Annotated in this window: 13 protein-coding genes; 9 read left to right on the top strand and 4 right to left on the bottom strand. The window is 40.0% G+C overall.

Annotation, left to right across the window (positions count from 1 at the left end):
- Positions 1-3: 3 nt before the first annotated feature.
- The 8 genes from nhaC to L5B90_RS10780 all read left to right on the top strand — a co-directional run bounded on the left by nhaC (position 4) and on the right by L5B90_RS10780 (position 10,239).
- Positions 4-1,419: a Na+/H+ antiporter NhaC gene (gene nhaC / locus L5B90_RS10815; protein WP_265762935.1), complete on the top strand. Its 1,416-nt coding sequence runs from the start codon at positions 4-6 to the stop codon at positions 1,417-1,419.
- 213 nt (positions 1,420-1,632) lie between these two features.
- Positions 1,633-2,631, top strand: a complete 999-nt coding sequence (gene xylF, locus L5B90_RS10810) for a D-xylose ABC transporter substrate-binding protein (protein ID WP_250363720.1) — start codon at positions 1,633-1,635, stop codon at positions 2,629-2,631.
- Between the two features lie 73 nt (positions 2,632-2,704).
- Positions 2,705-4,219, top strand: coding sequence for a D-xylose ABC transporter ATP-binding protein (xylG, locus tag L5B90_RS10805; protein ID WP_265762934.1), 1,515 nt, complete (start codon positions 2,705-2,707; stop codon positions 4,217-4,219).
- 2 nt (positions 4,220-4,221) lie between these two features.
- Positions 4,222-5,349, top strand: a complete 1,128-nt coding sequence (locus L5B90_RS10800) for a sugar ABC transporter permease (RefSeq protein WP_265762933.1) — start codon at positions 4,222-4,224, stop codon at positions 5,347-5,349.
- Between the two features lie 175 nt (positions 5,350-5,524).
- Positions 5,525-6,235, top strand: coding sequence for a DNA repair protein RecO (recO, locus tag L5B90_RS10795; protein ID WP_265762983.1), 711 nt, complete (start codon positions 5,525-5,527; stop codon positions 6,233-6,235).
- Positions 6,236-6,238: 3 nt separating this feature from the next.
- On the top strand, positions 6,239-7,552 hold the full coding sequence (gene rlmD, locus L5B90_RS10790; protein WP_265762932.1) for a 23S rRNA (uracil(1939)-C(5))-methyltransferase RlmD: 1,314 nt from the start codon (positions 6,239-6,241) through the stop codon (positions 7,550-7,552).
- A gap of 13 nt (positions 7,553-7,565) precedes the next feature.
- Entirely contained in the window at positions 7,566-9,797 is a 2,232-nt protein-coding gene (gene relA / locus L5B90_RS10785) for a GTP diphosphokinase (RefSeq protein WP_250363717.1), read from the top strand.
- Positions 9,798-9,882: 85 nt separating this feature from the next.
- Complete coding sequence (locus L5B90_RS10780) at positions 9,883-10,239, top strand: diacylglycerol kinase (protein ID WP_250363716.1); 357 nt, start codon at positions 9,883-9,885, stop codon at positions 10,237-10,239.
- Positions 10,240-10,484: 245 nt separating this feature from the next.
- Here L5B90_RS10780 and fbaA read toward each other — a convergent pair whose 3' ends face one another.
- From fbaA to L5B90_RS10765, 3 genes are all read right to left on the bottom strand, one after another.
- Positions 10,485-11,564, bottom strand: coding sequence for a class II fructose-bisphosphate aldolase (gene fbaA, locus L5B90_RS10775; protein ID WP_250351429.1), 1,080 nt, complete (start codon positions 11,562-11,564; stop codon positions 10,485-10,487).
- Positions 11,565-11,637: 73 nt separating this feature from the next.
- Positions 11,638-12,807, bottom strand: coding sequence for a phosphoglycerate kinase (locus L5B90_RS10770; RefSeq protein ID WP_265762931.1), 1,170 nt, complete (start codon positions 12,805-12,807; stop codon positions 11,638-11,640).
- Between the two features lie 159 nt (positions 12,808-12,966).
- On the bottom strand, positions 12,967-13,680 hold the full coding sequence (locus tag L5B90_RS10765) for a ribonuclease T2 family protein (RefSeq protein ID WP_265762930.1): 714 nt from the start codon (positions 13,678-13,680) through the stop codon (positions 12,967-12,969).
- A gap of 73 nt (positions 13,681-13,753) precedes the next feature.
- On the opposite strand from L5B90_RS10765, the gene L5B90_RS10760 reads away from it, so the two are divergent.
- Entirely contained in the window at positions 13,754-14,014 is a 261-nt protein-coding gene (locus L5B90_RS10760; RefSeq protein ID WP_250351636.1) for a YfhL family 4Fe-4S dicluster ferredoxin, read from the top strand.
- On the opposite strand, the gene L5B90_RS10755 is transcribed toward L5B90_RS10760, so the two are convergent.
- Positions 14,009-15,043 (bottom strand): TrmH family RNA methyltransferase, encoded by a 1,035-nt coding sequence (locus tag L5B90_RS10755; protein ID WP_265762929.1) that lies wholly within the window; start codon positions 15,041-15,043, stop codon positions 14,009-14,011. The two genes, L5B90_RS10760 and L5B90_RS10755, sit on opposite strands and share 6 nt — an antisense overlap.
- Positions 15,044-15,193 lie beyond the last annotated feature (150 nt).

Raw genomic sequence — 15,193 nt, 5'->3', positions numbered from 1 at the left:
ACGATGAGTACAACTAAATTACATCGAACACCAAGTTTAATGGAAGCATTATCACCAATTTTGGTCATGCTTATCTTACTCGGATTAGGTTATGCCTTTTTCGATTTACCACCTGAGCCATTAATGATCATTTCTTGTGTTTTTGCCGGTGGATTAGTGAAGTATCTTGGCTATAGTTATGATGAAATGCTCGGGGCAATTGCAGGAAAAATTGCCAAAACAATGCCCGCACTTTTAATTTTAATTACAGTGGGGCTGTTAATTGGGACGTGGATTGCTGGCGGAACGATTCCAATGATGATTTATTATGGCTTAAAAGTCATCGATCCTAAATTCTTATATATTACCGCCTTATTACTTACCTCTATTGTGTCTGTTTGTACGGGGACGTCTTGGGGATCCGCAGGAACAGTCGGGGTTGCCTTTATGGGAGTGGCAATAGGTCTAGATGCGAATCTTGCGGCAACCGCCGGTGCTGTTGTCGCTGGGGCTTATTTTGGTGATAAACTTTCTCCGCTTTCTGATACCACAAATATTGCCTCAGCAGCTGCGGGAGTGGATTTATATGAGCATATTGCCCACTTACTTTATACTACGTTACCTTCTTTTATCGTTGCCGCTATTGTATATATTTTTTACGGTATGTCTGGTAATTTACATGATGCCGCCACACCGGCAAAAGTGGTTGAAATGATATCTGGTTTAGAACAAGTTTATCACTTTAATGTCATTTTATTACTTATCCCTGTTGCCATTATTTTATGGGGGTCTATCAGCAAAAAACCAACCATTCCAGTTATGTTACTGTCTGCCTTTGTTGCCATACTCAATGCGATTTTTATTCAGAAGTTTGCCTTAGCAGATGTGGTGAATAGTGCTGTGAATGGTTTTAATGTATCGATGATTCCTAATGATATTCAGGTTAGTAGTGATTTAGCTCGCCTACTAAATCGTGGTGGTATGAATTCAATGATGGGCACATTATTGATCTGTTTCTGTGCGCTTTCATTTGCAGGTATTTTATCTCTTAGCGGTGCCTTAGAAGTGATTATTAAACACTTATTAAAATTAGTGCGTTCAACCGCCTCTTTAATTTTTACCACCATTCTTTGTGGTTTAACGATGATTGGGGTAACTTGTAATGGACAAATTTCTATCTTAATTCCGGGCGAAATGTTACGCGAAGCTTATATAGAACGTGGCTTACATCCAAAAAATCTAAGCCGTACGGCTGAAGATTCCGCAACCATTATTGAGCCAATTTTACCTTGGACCGCAGCAGGTGCTTATATGGCAGGAACGCTTGGCGTGGCGACCCTATCTTATCTTCCTTGGGCAATTTTATGCTGGAGTGGTATCGTATTTGCGATGTTATGGGGGATCACCGGATTTGGTATTGCTAAATTAAATAAAGTATAAGTTAAATAGGTAAAATAAGTAAAAATCGTTATCTCTTTGATAAGAAATAACGATTTTTTTATTATTGTGTACTTCATCACAAAAAAGAAAAAACATAATAGGATTAATAAATCTGATAATTGAATTATTAATTTAACCTCAGCAAACTAGGGATTGAGTGAATAAGTTGTTGCGCTCAACTATCATTAATTTAACCTAATATGAGGTGCTATTATGAAAATCAAACATCTTTTCCTTTCCCTTGCAGCTTCTTTAACGTTATTAACCAATCCTGTTCTCGCTAAAGATCTCACCATAGGTATGTCCATTGATGATTTGCGCTTGGAGCGTTGGCAAAAAGATCGTGATATTTTTGTGAAAAAAGCAGAAAGTTTAGGGGCAAAAGTTTTTGTTCAATCTGCCAATGGCGATGCAACAGCACAAATATCACAAATTGAAAATATGATTAACCGTAATGTCGATGTCTTAGTAATTATTCCATTCAATGGGGAAGTATTAGGTAATATTATTGGTGAAGCAAAACGTGAGGGCATTAAAGTATTAGCTTATGACCGTCTTATTAATAATGCTGATTTAGACTTTTATGTTTCTTTTGATAACGAAAAAGTGGGTGAATTACAAGCAAAAAGTATTATTGAAGTCAAACCTGAAGGAAATTATTTCCTTATGGGAGGTTCACCTGTTGATAATAATGCAAAATTATTCCGTAAAGGACAAATGAAAGTCTTACAACCATTGATTGATAGTGGAAAAATTAAGGTTGTAGGCGATCAATGGGTGGACTCTTGGTTAGCCGAAAAAGCCCTGCAAATTATGGAAAATGCCTTGACTGCAAATAAAAATAATATTGATGCCGTAGTCGCGTCTAATGATGCAACGGCAGGCGGAGCAATTCAAGCCTTGAGTGCGCAAGGGTTAGCAGGAAAAGTGGCTATTTCAGGACAAGATGCGGATCTTGCTGCAATTAAACGTATTGTTCAAGGGACGCAAACGATGACAGTCTATAAACCGATTACTAAATTAGCGGATAAAGCAGCTGAAATCGCCGTCCAATTAGCCAAAAATGAAACACCAGAATCAAATGCCGTATTAAATAATGGCTTAAAAGACGTTCCGGCTTATTTATTAAATCCAATTGCCGTAACAAAAGAAAATATTGAAGAAACCATTATTAAAGATGGATTCCACAGTAAAGCACAAATTGAAAAATAATCTCACTTCTGCGAAATAAAGCGGTATAAAAAGTGCGGTAAAAAAAGACCGCACTTTATCAGGAGGTTCTAGTATGCCAACATTATTATCAATGAAAAATATTACTAAAAAGTTTGGTGATGTTACTGCATTAAACCATATTTCTATTGAGCTGAATGAAGGAGAGATTCTTTCTCTTTGTGGTGAAAATGGCTCTGGTAAATCTACCTTAATGAAGGTGTTATGTGGTATTTATCCTTATGGTGAGTATTCTGGTGAAATTTATTTTTCTAATGAACCTTTAATCGCTAAAACTATTAAAGATACGGAAGAAAAAGGCATTGCAATTATTCATCAAGAGCTGACATTAGTTAAAAATATGACCATTTTGGAAAATATGTTTTTAGGTAATGAAAGAACAAAATTAGGTATTACGGACGATAATGAAATGTATCTACGCTGTAAAACCATTTTACAACAAGTTCAGTTAGACATCGATCCGAATATTAAGGTTGCTGAATTAGGTTTAGGGCAACAACAATTAGTGGAAATTGCAAAAGCATTAAATAAACAAGTTCGTTTATTAGTCCTTGATGAACCCAGTGCCTGTTTAACTGAAAAAGAAACCGAAATACTGCTTAACTTAGTTCAAGATCTTAAAGCCCATAATATTGCTTGTATTTATATTTCTCATAAATTAAATGAAGTAAAAGCGATTTCTGACAAAATTTGTATTATCCGTGATGGTGAGCATATTGGTACGCAACCTGCTGCCTTGATGACAGAAGATGACATCATTACTATGATGGTCGGTCGTGAAATTACCTCACTTTACCCTTATGAAGCGCGTCCTATCGGAGAAGAAATGTTACGCGTTGAACAGCTTTCGGCTTGGCATCCGATTAATCGCCATATTAAACGTGTTGATAATGTCAGTTTCCGTCTGCATAAAGGAGAAATATTAGGCGTTGCAGGGTTAGTTGGCTCAGGTCGTACTGAAATGGCACAATGCCTATTTGGTTCATATCAAGGGAAATATCAAGGAAAAATTTTTTTACAAGGCCATTCTATTCATATTCGCCATTGTGCTGATGCCATTGCACAGCAAATTGTTATGGTGCCAGAAGATCGTAAAAAACACGGCATTATTCCCATTATGGGAGTAGGAAAAAACATTACGCTTTCTTCATTAAAAAAATATTGTATGCTCGGCAATATCATTAATGAACCACTAGAAGAGACCATCATTCAGCAATCTATTGAGAAACTAACCGTAAAAACCGCTAGCCCTGATTTAGCAATTGGACGCTTAAGTGGAGGAAACCAACAAAAAGCGATTTTAGCAAAATGCTTATTGCTCAATCCTAAAATTCTCATTTTAGATGAGCCTACTCGTGGCATTGATATTGGGGCGAAATATGAAATTTATAAACTCATCAGTCAATTAGCGCAACAAGGTGTGGCAGTTATCGTCATTTCCTCTGAATTACCTGAAGTATTGGGCATTAGCGATCGTGTTTTAGTGATGCACCAAGGACAAATCAAAGCCGATCTCATCAACGATCATTTAACGCAAGAACAAGTGATGGAAGCCGCACTTAAGGAGTAATTATGTCTAAGCTAAAATCCATTAATCTACAAGTTTATATTATGCTCATTGCCATTATTGTGATTATGGCATTTTTCTCATTCGCCACCGATGGGGCATATTTAAGTGCAAGAAATATTTCTAACTTATTGCGTCAAACTTCCATCACAGGAATCCTCGCTATTGGAATGGTTTTTGTGATTATTTGCGCAGAAATTGATCTCTCAGTGGGGTCATTAATGGGCTTATTAGGAGGCTTTGCTGCCATTACAAATGTTTGGTGGGATTGGCCTCTGTCTTTAACGATTATTACCACTATTTTGCTCGGCATTTTGTTTGGGGCTTGGAATGGTTGGTGGGTTGCATATCGCAAAGTCCCCTCATTTATTGTTACCTTAGCGGGAATGTTAGCGTTCCGAGGGATCTTAATTGGCTTAACAAATGGTACAACCGTCTCCCCAATTAGCACAGAGATGACGATGATCGGACAAGGTTATTTGCCTGATCTCGCTGGCTTCTTGATTGGTACAATCGCGATTTTAGGTTTTATAAGCTGGGGAATCTACCAAAGAAAAGCAAGAAAGCACTTACACTTAGCCGTCCCTTCTAACGCACAAGAAACCTTAAAATATGCGTTATTTGCCTTAGCGATTTTGGGCGCCATTTATCTATTAAATGACTACCGCGGTATTCCATTCCCTGTTTTATTACTGGCTTTGTTAGCTGTAATAGGAATGTTTATGGCAAGAAAAACCGCATTTGGCCGTCATATTTATGCAATTGGTGGGAATATTGACGCTGCCCGATTGTCAGGCATTAGTGTTGAGAAAGTCAAATTAATTATTTTTTCCTTAAATGGCTTTATGGTTGCGATTGCAGGGCTTATTTTAAGCGCTCGTCTAGGTGCAGGTGCGCCCTCTGCAGGACAAAATGCAGAACTTGATGCCATTGCTGCCTGTGTCATTGGTGGGGCAAGTTTAGCTGGTGGTATCGGCAGTGTTTATGGTGTCGTCATTGGCGCATTCATTATCGCCCTGTTAGATAATGGAATGAGTATGCTAGATGTCCCTACATTCTGGCAATATATTGTCAAAGGCGGCATCTTACTACTTGCTGTTTGGATGGATACAATGAGTAAAAAGAAAATGTAATTGAAAAACGCTCTTATAATGCCACCGTACTTGTGATAATCATAAAGTGCGGTGCTTTTTTATGAAATTTTTATTAAAAAACACAAAAAAATCCCACCGCACTTTTCCCCCTCACTTTGCAAAAAATCTGTTAAAATATCCGCACTTCAACGAATGATTAGCTAAGGATAATGTTATCGAAAACTGGCAGCGGGGCTTTGTTTTACATCGTAGGGCATACAGTGAAACAAGCTTATTGGTGGATTTGTTTACGGAAGAAACAGGACGTTTAACCGTGATGGCGAAAGGCGCGAGAACGAAACGTTCAGCGTGGAAAAGCATTTTGCAGCCATTTACCCCCTTGCTGTTGCGCTGGACTGGACGAGGCGAGGTGAAAACGTTAACCAAAGCTGAAGCCGCTTCGCTTACCTTACCTATGCAGCCTACTGCACTTTATAGTGGTTTTTATGTCAATGAACTCCTGATGCGTTTATTAGCAGTGGAAACGCCTTATCCTGATATTTTCCAAGACTATTTAAAATGTATTACGGGGTTGGCTAGTGTGTCTCATTCTGTTGAGCCAAGCCTGCGTACCTTTGAATTTCAATTACTGACTGCGATGGGCTATGGGATTGACTTTTGCCACTGTGCAGGGTCAGGTGAGCCAGTTGATGAAAATATGACTTATCGTTATCGTGAGGAAAAAGGCTTTATTGCTTCCCTAATTAAAGATAATCTGACTTTTTATGGCAGAGAATTGCTGGCATTTGAACGGCGAGAATTTCGCGATCAAGCGGTATTGCAAGCAGCAAAACGTTTTACGCGCATTGCCTTGAAGCCTTATTTGGGCAGTAAGCCTTTGAAAAGTCGGGAATTATTTACTCAACATATTTTATATCAGAAATAACCTATGGCATTACTTTATACCCCAAAAAAAGTTGAAAAAAACCACCGCACTTTTACCGCTAAGGTGCAAGGCTTGGATTATCAAGGGCTAGGCGTGGCGAAAATTCAAGGGAAAACGTGGTTTATTGAAAATGCGTTACCCGATGAAAAGGTGCAGGTTGCGGTGTTGGAAGAAAAGCGTCAATATGGCAAAGGGGTGGCGAAGAAATGGTTGGAAACCAGTGCGCAACGTGTGCCGCCTGCCTGCGTTTATTATGAAAAATGCGGTGGTTGTCAAACCCAGCATATTCCATTGGAAATGCAACGTCAGATAAAGGAGCAAGCATTATTCCAACGTTTAAGCAAACTGCAAGGCGAACCTATCGCATTAATGCCAAGAATTGTCGGTGAACAATGGCATTATCGCCGCCGTTTACGATTAAGTCTTTATTGGGATAAAAGGCACGGCTTGCGCATTGGCTTTCGGCAGAAAAATTCGCAAAATATTGAACCTGTGCAATCTTGCCTTGTGATCGAAAAGCCTCTGGATAATTTGTTGCCAAAAATCACCGCACTTTTACAGCACTGGTCTAACCCGAAAAATTTAGGGCATCTTGAGCTGGTACGTGCGGATAACGGTGTGGCATTATTGTTACGTCATCAAAAAAATTTGGCAGAAAAAGACCGCACTTTGTTAATTGAATTTGCCCAAAAAGAACATTTAATGCTGTTTTTGCAAGATGATGAGCAAATTCAGCAGCTTTATGGTGAAAGCCCTTATTATGAATTGAACAAGGGGCAACGGCTACATTTTGATGTACGTGATTTTATTCAGATTAATCCGCAACTCAATCAGGTGATGATTGATACCGCATTGAATTGGCTCGACTTAACTGATCAAGATCAGGTACTGGATTTGTTCTGCGGAATGGGCAATTTCACCTTGCCAATAAGCGCTCAAGCCAAGCAAGTGGTGGGCGTAGAGGGTGTGGCGGAAATGGTGCATAAAGCAACACAAAATGCGGAACGAAATGGATGTAAAAATGTCCAATTCTATCAGGCTGATCTAGCACAATCTTTTTCAGCCCAACAATGGGCAAGCCTGCAATTTAATAAAATCTTACTTGATCCGCCACGTGCAGGTGCGGCATTTGCGATCCCCTTTTTAGCGGAATTAAAGGCAGAAAAAATAGTATATGTCTCTTGTAATCCAGCAACACTGGTGCGAGATGCAGAAATGCTTTTGCAGGCTGGATATCAAGTAAAACAAGTGGCAATGATCGATATGTTCCCGAATACAGGGCATTTAGAAAGTATTAGTCTATTTGAACGGAAATAAATAGGAAGGCGTTATGGTTGCTGTTCGAGGTTCTCATCTACTTAACCCGAAAGATTTTGTCATTGAACAATGGAGTGAAAGTTTAGGGCTTTCTTCTGAGCTGACGGAAAAATTAGTGCGGGCGTGGCATTATTCGCAAGAGAAAATCCAACAGCAGCAAAGTACGGACGAAAAGCCACAACTGCATTGCTCGCTCTTTTCTGGTGTAGAAATGGTGGAAATTTTACACAGCCTGAATATGGATAGCGAAAGTCTAATCACCGCAATGATTTATCCTGTGGTAAGTCATAATATTGTTGAGTTAGCACAAATTGAGGAAGATTTCGGTACTGCGATTGGTAAGCTCGTGAAAGGTGTGCTGGAAATGGATAACATTCGCCAGTTAAATGCAAGCCATTCTGCCAATTCGCTGCAAGTGGACAATGTACGCCGTATGTTGTTGGCGATGGTAGATGATTTCCGTTGCGTGATTATCAAACTGGCTGAACGTATTGCCTTTTTGCGAGATGCGGAAAATTGCTGTTCCGAAGAAGAGAAAGTGCTTGCTGCGAAAGAATGTGCCAATATTTATGCCCCTCTCGCCAACCGTTTAGGCATCGGGCAGTTGAAATGGGAGTTAGAAGATTATTGTTTCCGCTATTTGCATCCTGAGCAGTATCGAATGATTGCTAAATTATTGAAAGAACGCCGTTTGGATCGTGAGCAATATATCGCAGATTTTGTGGCGGATCTTACGCACTATTTACAAGAAAATATCGATCAAGTGGAGGTTTATGGTCGCCCGAAACATATTTATAGTATCTGGCGAAAAATGCAGAAAAAGCACTTAGAATTTAGTGATTTATATGATGTTCGTGCAGTGCGGGTGATCGTTCAGAAATTGCAAGATTGTTATTCTGCCCTTGGCATTGTGCATACCCATTTTAAACATTTACCAAAAGAATTTGATGATTATGTCGCCAACCCCAAACCAAATGGCTATCAATCTATTCATACGGTGGTATTGGGTAAAGGTGGAAAACCCATTGAAGTGCAAATTCGTACTCAGCAAATGCACGATGATGCGGAGCTTGGGGTGGCTGCACATTGGAAATATAAAGAAGGGGTAACGGGGCATTCGGCCTATGAAGATAAAATTGCTTGGTTGCGTAAATTATTAGCGTGGCAAGATGATATTACAGATTCAGGTGAAGTGATTGCTGAGTTACGTAGCCAAGTGTTTGATGATCGGGTGTATGTGTTTACGCCTAAAGGCGAGGTCATCGATCTACCAACAGGATCGACACCACTGGATTTTGCCTATGCGATTCATAGTGAGATTGGGCATCGCTGTATTGGGGCAAAAGTGGGCGGACGTATTGTGCCGTTTACCTATCAGCTGCAAATGGGCGATCAAATTGAAATCATTACACAAAAAACACCAAACCCAAGTCGGGATTGGCTTAATCCGAATTTAGGTTTCACCAATACGAGTAAATCTCGTGCCAAAATTGCAGCGTGGTTTAAGAAATTAGATCGCGATAAAAATATTCCAGCAGGTAAAGAAATGCTGGAGAATGAAATTACGCGTTTAGGCATTGCGCTCAAGCAAGTGGAACAGTATGCTTTACCACGTTACAACCTGAAAAATTTAGACGATTTATATGCTGGCATCGGTGGGGGCGATATTCGCCTTAATCAGCTCATTAACTTTTTGCAAAGTAAACTGATTAAAACCACGCCACAAGAAACCGATGAACAGATTTTACGCCACGTTACACAGAAAAGTGCGGTAAATTCTGCGCAAAAAAATGACTCAAAGGGCTATGTGATCGTAGAAGGTGTGGGCAATTTAATGCACCACATTGCACGCTGTTGCCAGCCAATTCCCGGAGATGACATCGTGGGCTACATCACAATGGGACGCGGTATTTCTATTCACCGTAGCGACTGCGAACAATTTTTAGAATTGCAAGCAAGCCACCCAGAGCGCGTGGTGGAATCCATTTGGGGAGATAATTATGCGAGTGGTTTCCGTATTAGTATTCGTATTATCGCCAGTGATCGCCACGGTTTGTTGCGTGATATTACCACCGTGCTTGCCAATGAAAAAATCAGTGTTTCAGGGGTAGCGAGCCGTACAGATAACAAAAAACAACTTGCAACCATTGATATGGAAATTGAGTTAAACAATGTACAAATATTAAGCAAAGTCTTAGCACGTTTAGCAAAATTAGATGATGTGATTGAAGCGAAACGGTTATAACTAAATAAAACGTAATTGTTTTGCGTTGTATTAACGCGGCACAAATATAACCATCACACTCAACGTATTTAATAAGGAAAGAAAATTGGAAAAAACAACGGGTTTAACCCATTTAATTAAATCCACAGGTTATTCATTAAAAGGGCTAAAAAGTGCATTTAAAAACGAAGCCGCGTTTCGCCACGAGGTATTCTGCGCGTGCATCTTAATCCCTCTGGCTTTTTGGCTCGCAGATGACAAAATTGAATTGATCTTGATGGTTGGCTCCGTATTATTAGTGCTAGCAGTAGAATTGCTCAACAGTGCAGTGGAAGCCGTGGTGGATCGCGTTGGTAAAGAATATCACGAGCTTTCAGGGCGCGCGAAAGATCAAGGCTCCGCCGCGGTATTTGTGACACTGATCCTTGTTGTGATTACTTGGGGAGGGATTCTCTTTTTCTGACAAAAGAAGTGCGGTGTAAAATTTACTGTTTTTTTACCGCACTTAAGGATAAGAGGCTCACTTTTTGGCTTTTATATAAAGTAAAAGTGCGGAGCAAAATCTATCAATTTTTCTGCAAGATTGTGAATCTTTTCGGGATTTTTTATATTCTGTGCATTGTTCTTGATAACAACAGAAAAAATATGCAACAAGAAAAAAGCACTGAGGTTAGTCAGTGCTTTTATATTTGAAATTGCTTTTACTGATTATAAAACATCAACACAATTTAAATCTTGGAACGATTTTTCTAAACGTTTAGACATTGATTCTTCAGATTTGCGTAACCAAACACGTGGGTCATAGTATTTTTTGTTTGGTGCATCTTCACCTTCTGGGTTACCAAGTTGGCCTTGAAGATATGCTTCGTTCGCTTTGTAGAAGTTTAAGATGCCTTCCCACGCTGCCCATTGGGTATCAGTATCAATGTTCATTTTCACCGCACCATAGCTGATTGCTTCGCGGATTTCTTCGGTTGATGAGCCTGAACCACCGTGGAAAACGAAATCTAATGATTTTGCTGGAAGACCACGTTCTTTAGATACAAACTCTTGTGATGCGCCTAAAATTGATGGTTTTAATTTTACGTTACCCGGTTTGTAAACGCCGTGTACGTTACCAAAGGCGGCTGCAATGGTAAAACGTGGGCTTACAGGGTTTAATTGATCGTACACGTAAAGTACATCTTCAGGTTGTGTGTATAAACGTGATTCATCAACATCTGAGTTATCTACGCCGTCTTCTTCTCCACCTGTGATACCGATTTCAATTTCAAGGGTCATTCCCATTTTGCTCATACGAGCAAGGTATTCACGGCAGATTGCCATATTTTCTTCCATTGGCTCTTCAGAAAGGTCGATCATATGTGAAGAGAAAAGCGGTTTGCCTGTTTCCGCAAAGTGTTTTTCACCTGCATCTAATAAGCCATCAATCCAAGGAAGTAATTTTTTCGCTGCGTGGTCGGTGTGAAGAATTACAGGTACACCGTATTCAGCGGCTAATTCGTGAACGTGTTTTGCACCCGCTACCGCACCAAGCACATCAGGACGTGCGCCACTTGCAGGTTTAATCCCTTTTCCCGCATAGAATTGCGCGCCACCGTTAGAGAATTGAATAATCACAGGTGCTTTAACGCGTGCAGCGGTTTCTAATACCGCATTAACGGAATCCGTACCTACGCAGTTTACCGCAGGTAATGCAAAGTTATGCTCTTTTGCATAATTGAAAACTTTTTGTACGTCATCGCCTGTTAATACACCCGGTTTTACGATGTCTAGTAATTTTGCCATATTAATATTTCCTATATAGTTTTGGGAATGTTTCAAGGGGAAGAACATTCCCCTTTATTTCAATCGAATTAAATTAGTTTTTCGCACGTTTTTCTAAGATTTCAACAGCAGGTAATACTTTACCTTCTACGAATTCTAAGAATGCACCGCCACCTGTTGAGATGTATGAAATTTTATCTTTAATGCCAAATAAATCAATTGCAGCCAAGGTATCGCCACCGCCTGCAATAGAAAATGCACCATTTTGGGTTGCTTCAACGATAGCATTGGCAACCACTTCAGTTCCTTTACGGAAATTAGGGAATTCAAATACACCTACAGGACCATTCCACAGAATCGTTTTCGCATTGCGGATAATGTTTGCCAGCTCTTCTGCGCTTTTATCACCAATATCAAAGATAGATTCTTCTGCTTGCACATCATCAACAGATTTTTCGATCGCTGGTGCGTTTTCAGAGAATTCTAAGCCAACACGCACATCGCTTGGGACAGGAATTTGGGTTGCTTTTGCTAAGCGTTGTGCTTCAGGGATTAAATCCGCTTCGTATAAGGATTTACCTACATCTTTGCCTTCTGCGGCAATAAAGGTATTTGCGATCCCTCCGCCGACGATCAGTTGATCAGCGACTTTAGCAAGAGAATCTAACACAGTTAATTTGGTTGACACTTTTGATCCCCCAACAATAGCAAGCATTGGACGTTGTGGCTCTTTTAAGGCTTTGCCTAAAGCATCTAATTCTGCTGCTAATAGCGGGCCTGCACAAGCGATCGGGGCAAATTCTGCTACGCCATAAGTTGAAGCTTGCGCACGGTGTGCGGTACCAAAGGCATCCATTACAAATACATCACAAAGTGCGGCGTATTTCTTACCTAATTCAGGATCATTTTTCTTTTCGCCTTTGTTAATACGGACGTTTTCAAGTACAACGATTTCACCGTCATTCACTTCTACGCCGTCTAAATAATCACGTGCTAAACGTACATTAAAGCCTGCATCTTTTAAGTAATCAACTACGGGTTGGAGGGAATCTTCAGGTTTGAATTCGCCTTCAGTTGGGCGACCTAAATGAGAGGTAACCATCACTTTTGCCCCTTTTTCAAGGGCTAATTTTAAGGTTGGAATGGTTGCTTGAATACGTGCATCAGAGGTTACTTTTCCCTCTTTTACTGGCACATTAAGGTCGGCACGAATAAACACACGTTTACCTGCTAAATCTAGGTCGGTCATTTTAATTACTGACATAATTTACCCTCTTTATTTGTTTAAAAATTAATAGAACTGGATGGCATTATACCCAGTTATTACTAGATTGTAACTGCTTTAGATCAAATAATCAGGCAGATTTTTTTAATTCTGAGAAATAATAGATCTTTTGTTACTCCAAATAGAGTAAAGCGCGCACTAATGTGGGCAATCTCTCACTTGCCAATTCAGGTCATAACAAATAAATAATTCATTATGGCTTGCTCTCAAGTAGGCTCCTTTTAATTGTGGGTTATGTTTTTTCAGCCAAGCAAATAATTCTTTGCGTGGTAAATCACGATCTGGCAAGGTTAAAGTGCGGTATAAATTTTGCTGTTTTTCAAAATATGATTTGGCGTCATTAAACGCACAAGCGCCGTGCTTTTCCCATTCGCCTTGTAATAAATTGGCGCTTGGGCTATCGGCAAGATAAGGCTTAATCAAGCTAGGATCAACCATAGGTAAATCCCCTTGACAAAAACGAGGATGATCACTGACGGAATGAGCATTGCCATTTTGTGGCCATAATCCATGGATCACCCAGCCATACTGCTGCGTGCCACATTGGCTCATCAGCGATTGTGGCAATTTACCGTTATAGCGTTCCTTTTGTGCTTGGCAAAACCCCGGCGACCAAGACAATGCCAGCATATAATAATCCACCGGCGCATTTTTATTTTGTCCAATGGCATCATCACGCATAATGTAATCATAATTATTGCCAAGTGGTGCGGTTGTATTTGGTTGCGATTGTGAGGTGGGTTGCGGTTTAGGTGTTTTTTCGGAAGGTTGAAAATAATTCCAAATCAATGCAATGCCCGCAATGATTAGGGTACTTAAAAAAGAAAGTCCTTTATTGTTTTTCTTGCTCATCTTGTTTTGCCTATTTAATTTTCCTTGCTGATTCTTTATAATCTCGCCCTTTCAATGATGATATGGGGAAATGATGGCACTTTTAATTACAGAGAAATGCACAAATTGTGATATGTGCTTGCCTGAATGCCCGAATGATGCCATTTCTGTGGGCGAAGATATTTATCTTATCGATCCAAATCTTTGTACCGAATGTGTGGGGCATTATGATACCCCAACCTGTCAAAAAGTTTGCCCAATCAGCAACTGCATTAAGCCTGATCCTAATCATCAAGAAAGCGAAGCCCAGTTATGGGAACGCTTTGTCCTTATTCATCACGCGGATCAATTATAAGGATTTTTCTGCCCATTTTGCCAATAGAACACCCGCAGCAACAGCAACATTCAAACCTGCGTTAAGTGGGTTAGCAAGGGATAAATTCACGATATCATCGTGATTTTTTACCAAATTTTCTCCCGCACTTTCGCTTAATACAAAGACCACTTTATCGCTTAATTTCAACTGAGCGAAAGGTTTGGCTTGTTTGTTTTGGCTTAGATGTACGATTTGATAGCCTTTTTCACGCAACTCAGTTAAACCCTGCTCTGTGCTGTTGGTCAGTAACGTATGTATGTATTCAGCACCGCCTTCTGCCACACGCATTGCCGCAGCAGAGTTAAGTAAATCGGCTTCACTCAATACTAACCCTTTCACGCCATATACCGCACAAGTTCGCACAATGCCACCGATGTTATGGGCATTATGTACATTATCAAGTAACACTAAGGCATCTTTTTGACGTGGAATGTCTAGATACCCAGTAAGGGTAAAATGACGAGGTTTTTTCACCAGCATACAAATGCCGTTATGGTGTTCTGTACCACTCACTAACGCAAGTTCTTTATTATCTACAACGTGATAGACTTTTTTATTTGCCGCCAAATAGCTGAATAATTCCCCGACACGGTGCGCCATTTCCACGGTAGTCCATACGCGAACAATGCTTTCAGGACGCTGAGCAAAAAGTGCTAAACAGGTGTTTTCACCATAAACTTTAATTTCTTCTGCGCGATTTTTCTTAATTTTTTCTGGCGCGCGTGGGGAAAGAGGGCCTGTTTTTTTCTGTTTTTCTTTTTCCCCAGTTCGTTTAATTACCACTTTGACATTGGCTGTGCCACGTGCATTATCCATCGTTAATTCTGTACGTTGTTGTACTTTTTCGCTTGCTTTGAACGCTGTCTTTTCTCGAGAAAAAGGGCGTTTATCTTCCTTTTTTCCACGCGAAAAGTGCGGTGCTTTTTTGTCTTGTTTTTCGCCAGCGTAGCGTTCATTGAAACGTTTTGTGGAATCCGCTTGTTGGAAGGTTGGTTTTTTTGCGTTCATTTTGCGTTACCAAATTGTGATAAAAATAAGAAAAGTGGGCGAATTTTCAGCGCACTTTGTCAGAAAGTGTGAGCATTATAGCGAAAAAATATCTTTTTTCTACCAAGCGGAGAAGTAAATATTGTAAACTAGCGAGCTGAACAAAAAAGA

Source organism: Avibacterium sp. 20-129, from assembly GCF_026226845.1.
Taxonomy (GTDB): Bacteria; Pseudomonadota; Gammaproteobacteria; order Enterobacterales; family Pasteurellaceae; genus Avibacterium.
The sequence above is the reverse complement of the archived record's forward strand: the minus strand, read 5'-3'. Positions and strand labels throughout refer to the sequence as shown.

Bases quoted from the DNA above. Each gene is read 5' to 3' on its own strand.
- nhaC (WP_265762935.1), top strand. From the start codon at position 4: ATGAGTACAACTAAATTACATCGAACACCAAGTTTAATGGAAGCATTA.
- xylF (WP_250363720.1), top strand. From the start codon at position 1,633: ATGAAAATCAAACATCTTTTCCTTTCCCTTGCAGCTTCTTTAACGTTA.
- xylG (WP_265762934.1), top strand. From the start codon at position 2,705: ATGCCAACATTATTATCAATGAAAAATATTACTAAAAAGTTTGGTGAT.
- L5B90_RS10800 (WP_265762933.1), top strand. From the start codon at position 4,222: ATGTCTAAGCTAAAATCCATTAATCTACAAGTTTATATTATGCTCATT.
- rlmD (WP_265762932.1), top strand. From the start codon at position 6,239: ATGGCATTACTTTATACCCCAAAAAAAGTTGAAAAAAACCACCGCACT.
- relA (WP_250363717.1), top strand. From the start codon at position 7,566: ATGGTTGCTGTTCGAGGTTCTCATCTACTTAACCCGAAAGATTTTGTC.
- fbaA (WP_250351429.1), bottom strand. From the start codon at position 11,564: ATGGCAAAATTACTAGACATCGTAAAACCGGGTGTATTAACAGGCGAT.
- L5B90_RS10770 (WP_265762931.1), bottom strand. From the start codon at position 12,807: ATGTCAGTAATTAAAATGACCGACCTAGATTTAGCAGGTAAACGTGTG.
- L5B90_RS10765 (WP_265762930.1), bottom strand. From the start codon at position 13,680: ATGAGCAAGAAAAACAATAAAGGACTTTCTTTTTTAAGTACCCTAATC.
- L5B90_RS10760 (WP_250351636.1), top strand. From the start codon at position 13,754: ATGGCACTTTTAATTACAGAGAAATGCACAAATTGTGATATGTGCTTG.
- L5B90_RS10755 (WP_265762929.1), bottom strand. From the start codon at position 15,043: ATGAACGCAAAAAAACCAACCTTCCAACAAGCGGATTCCACAAAACGT.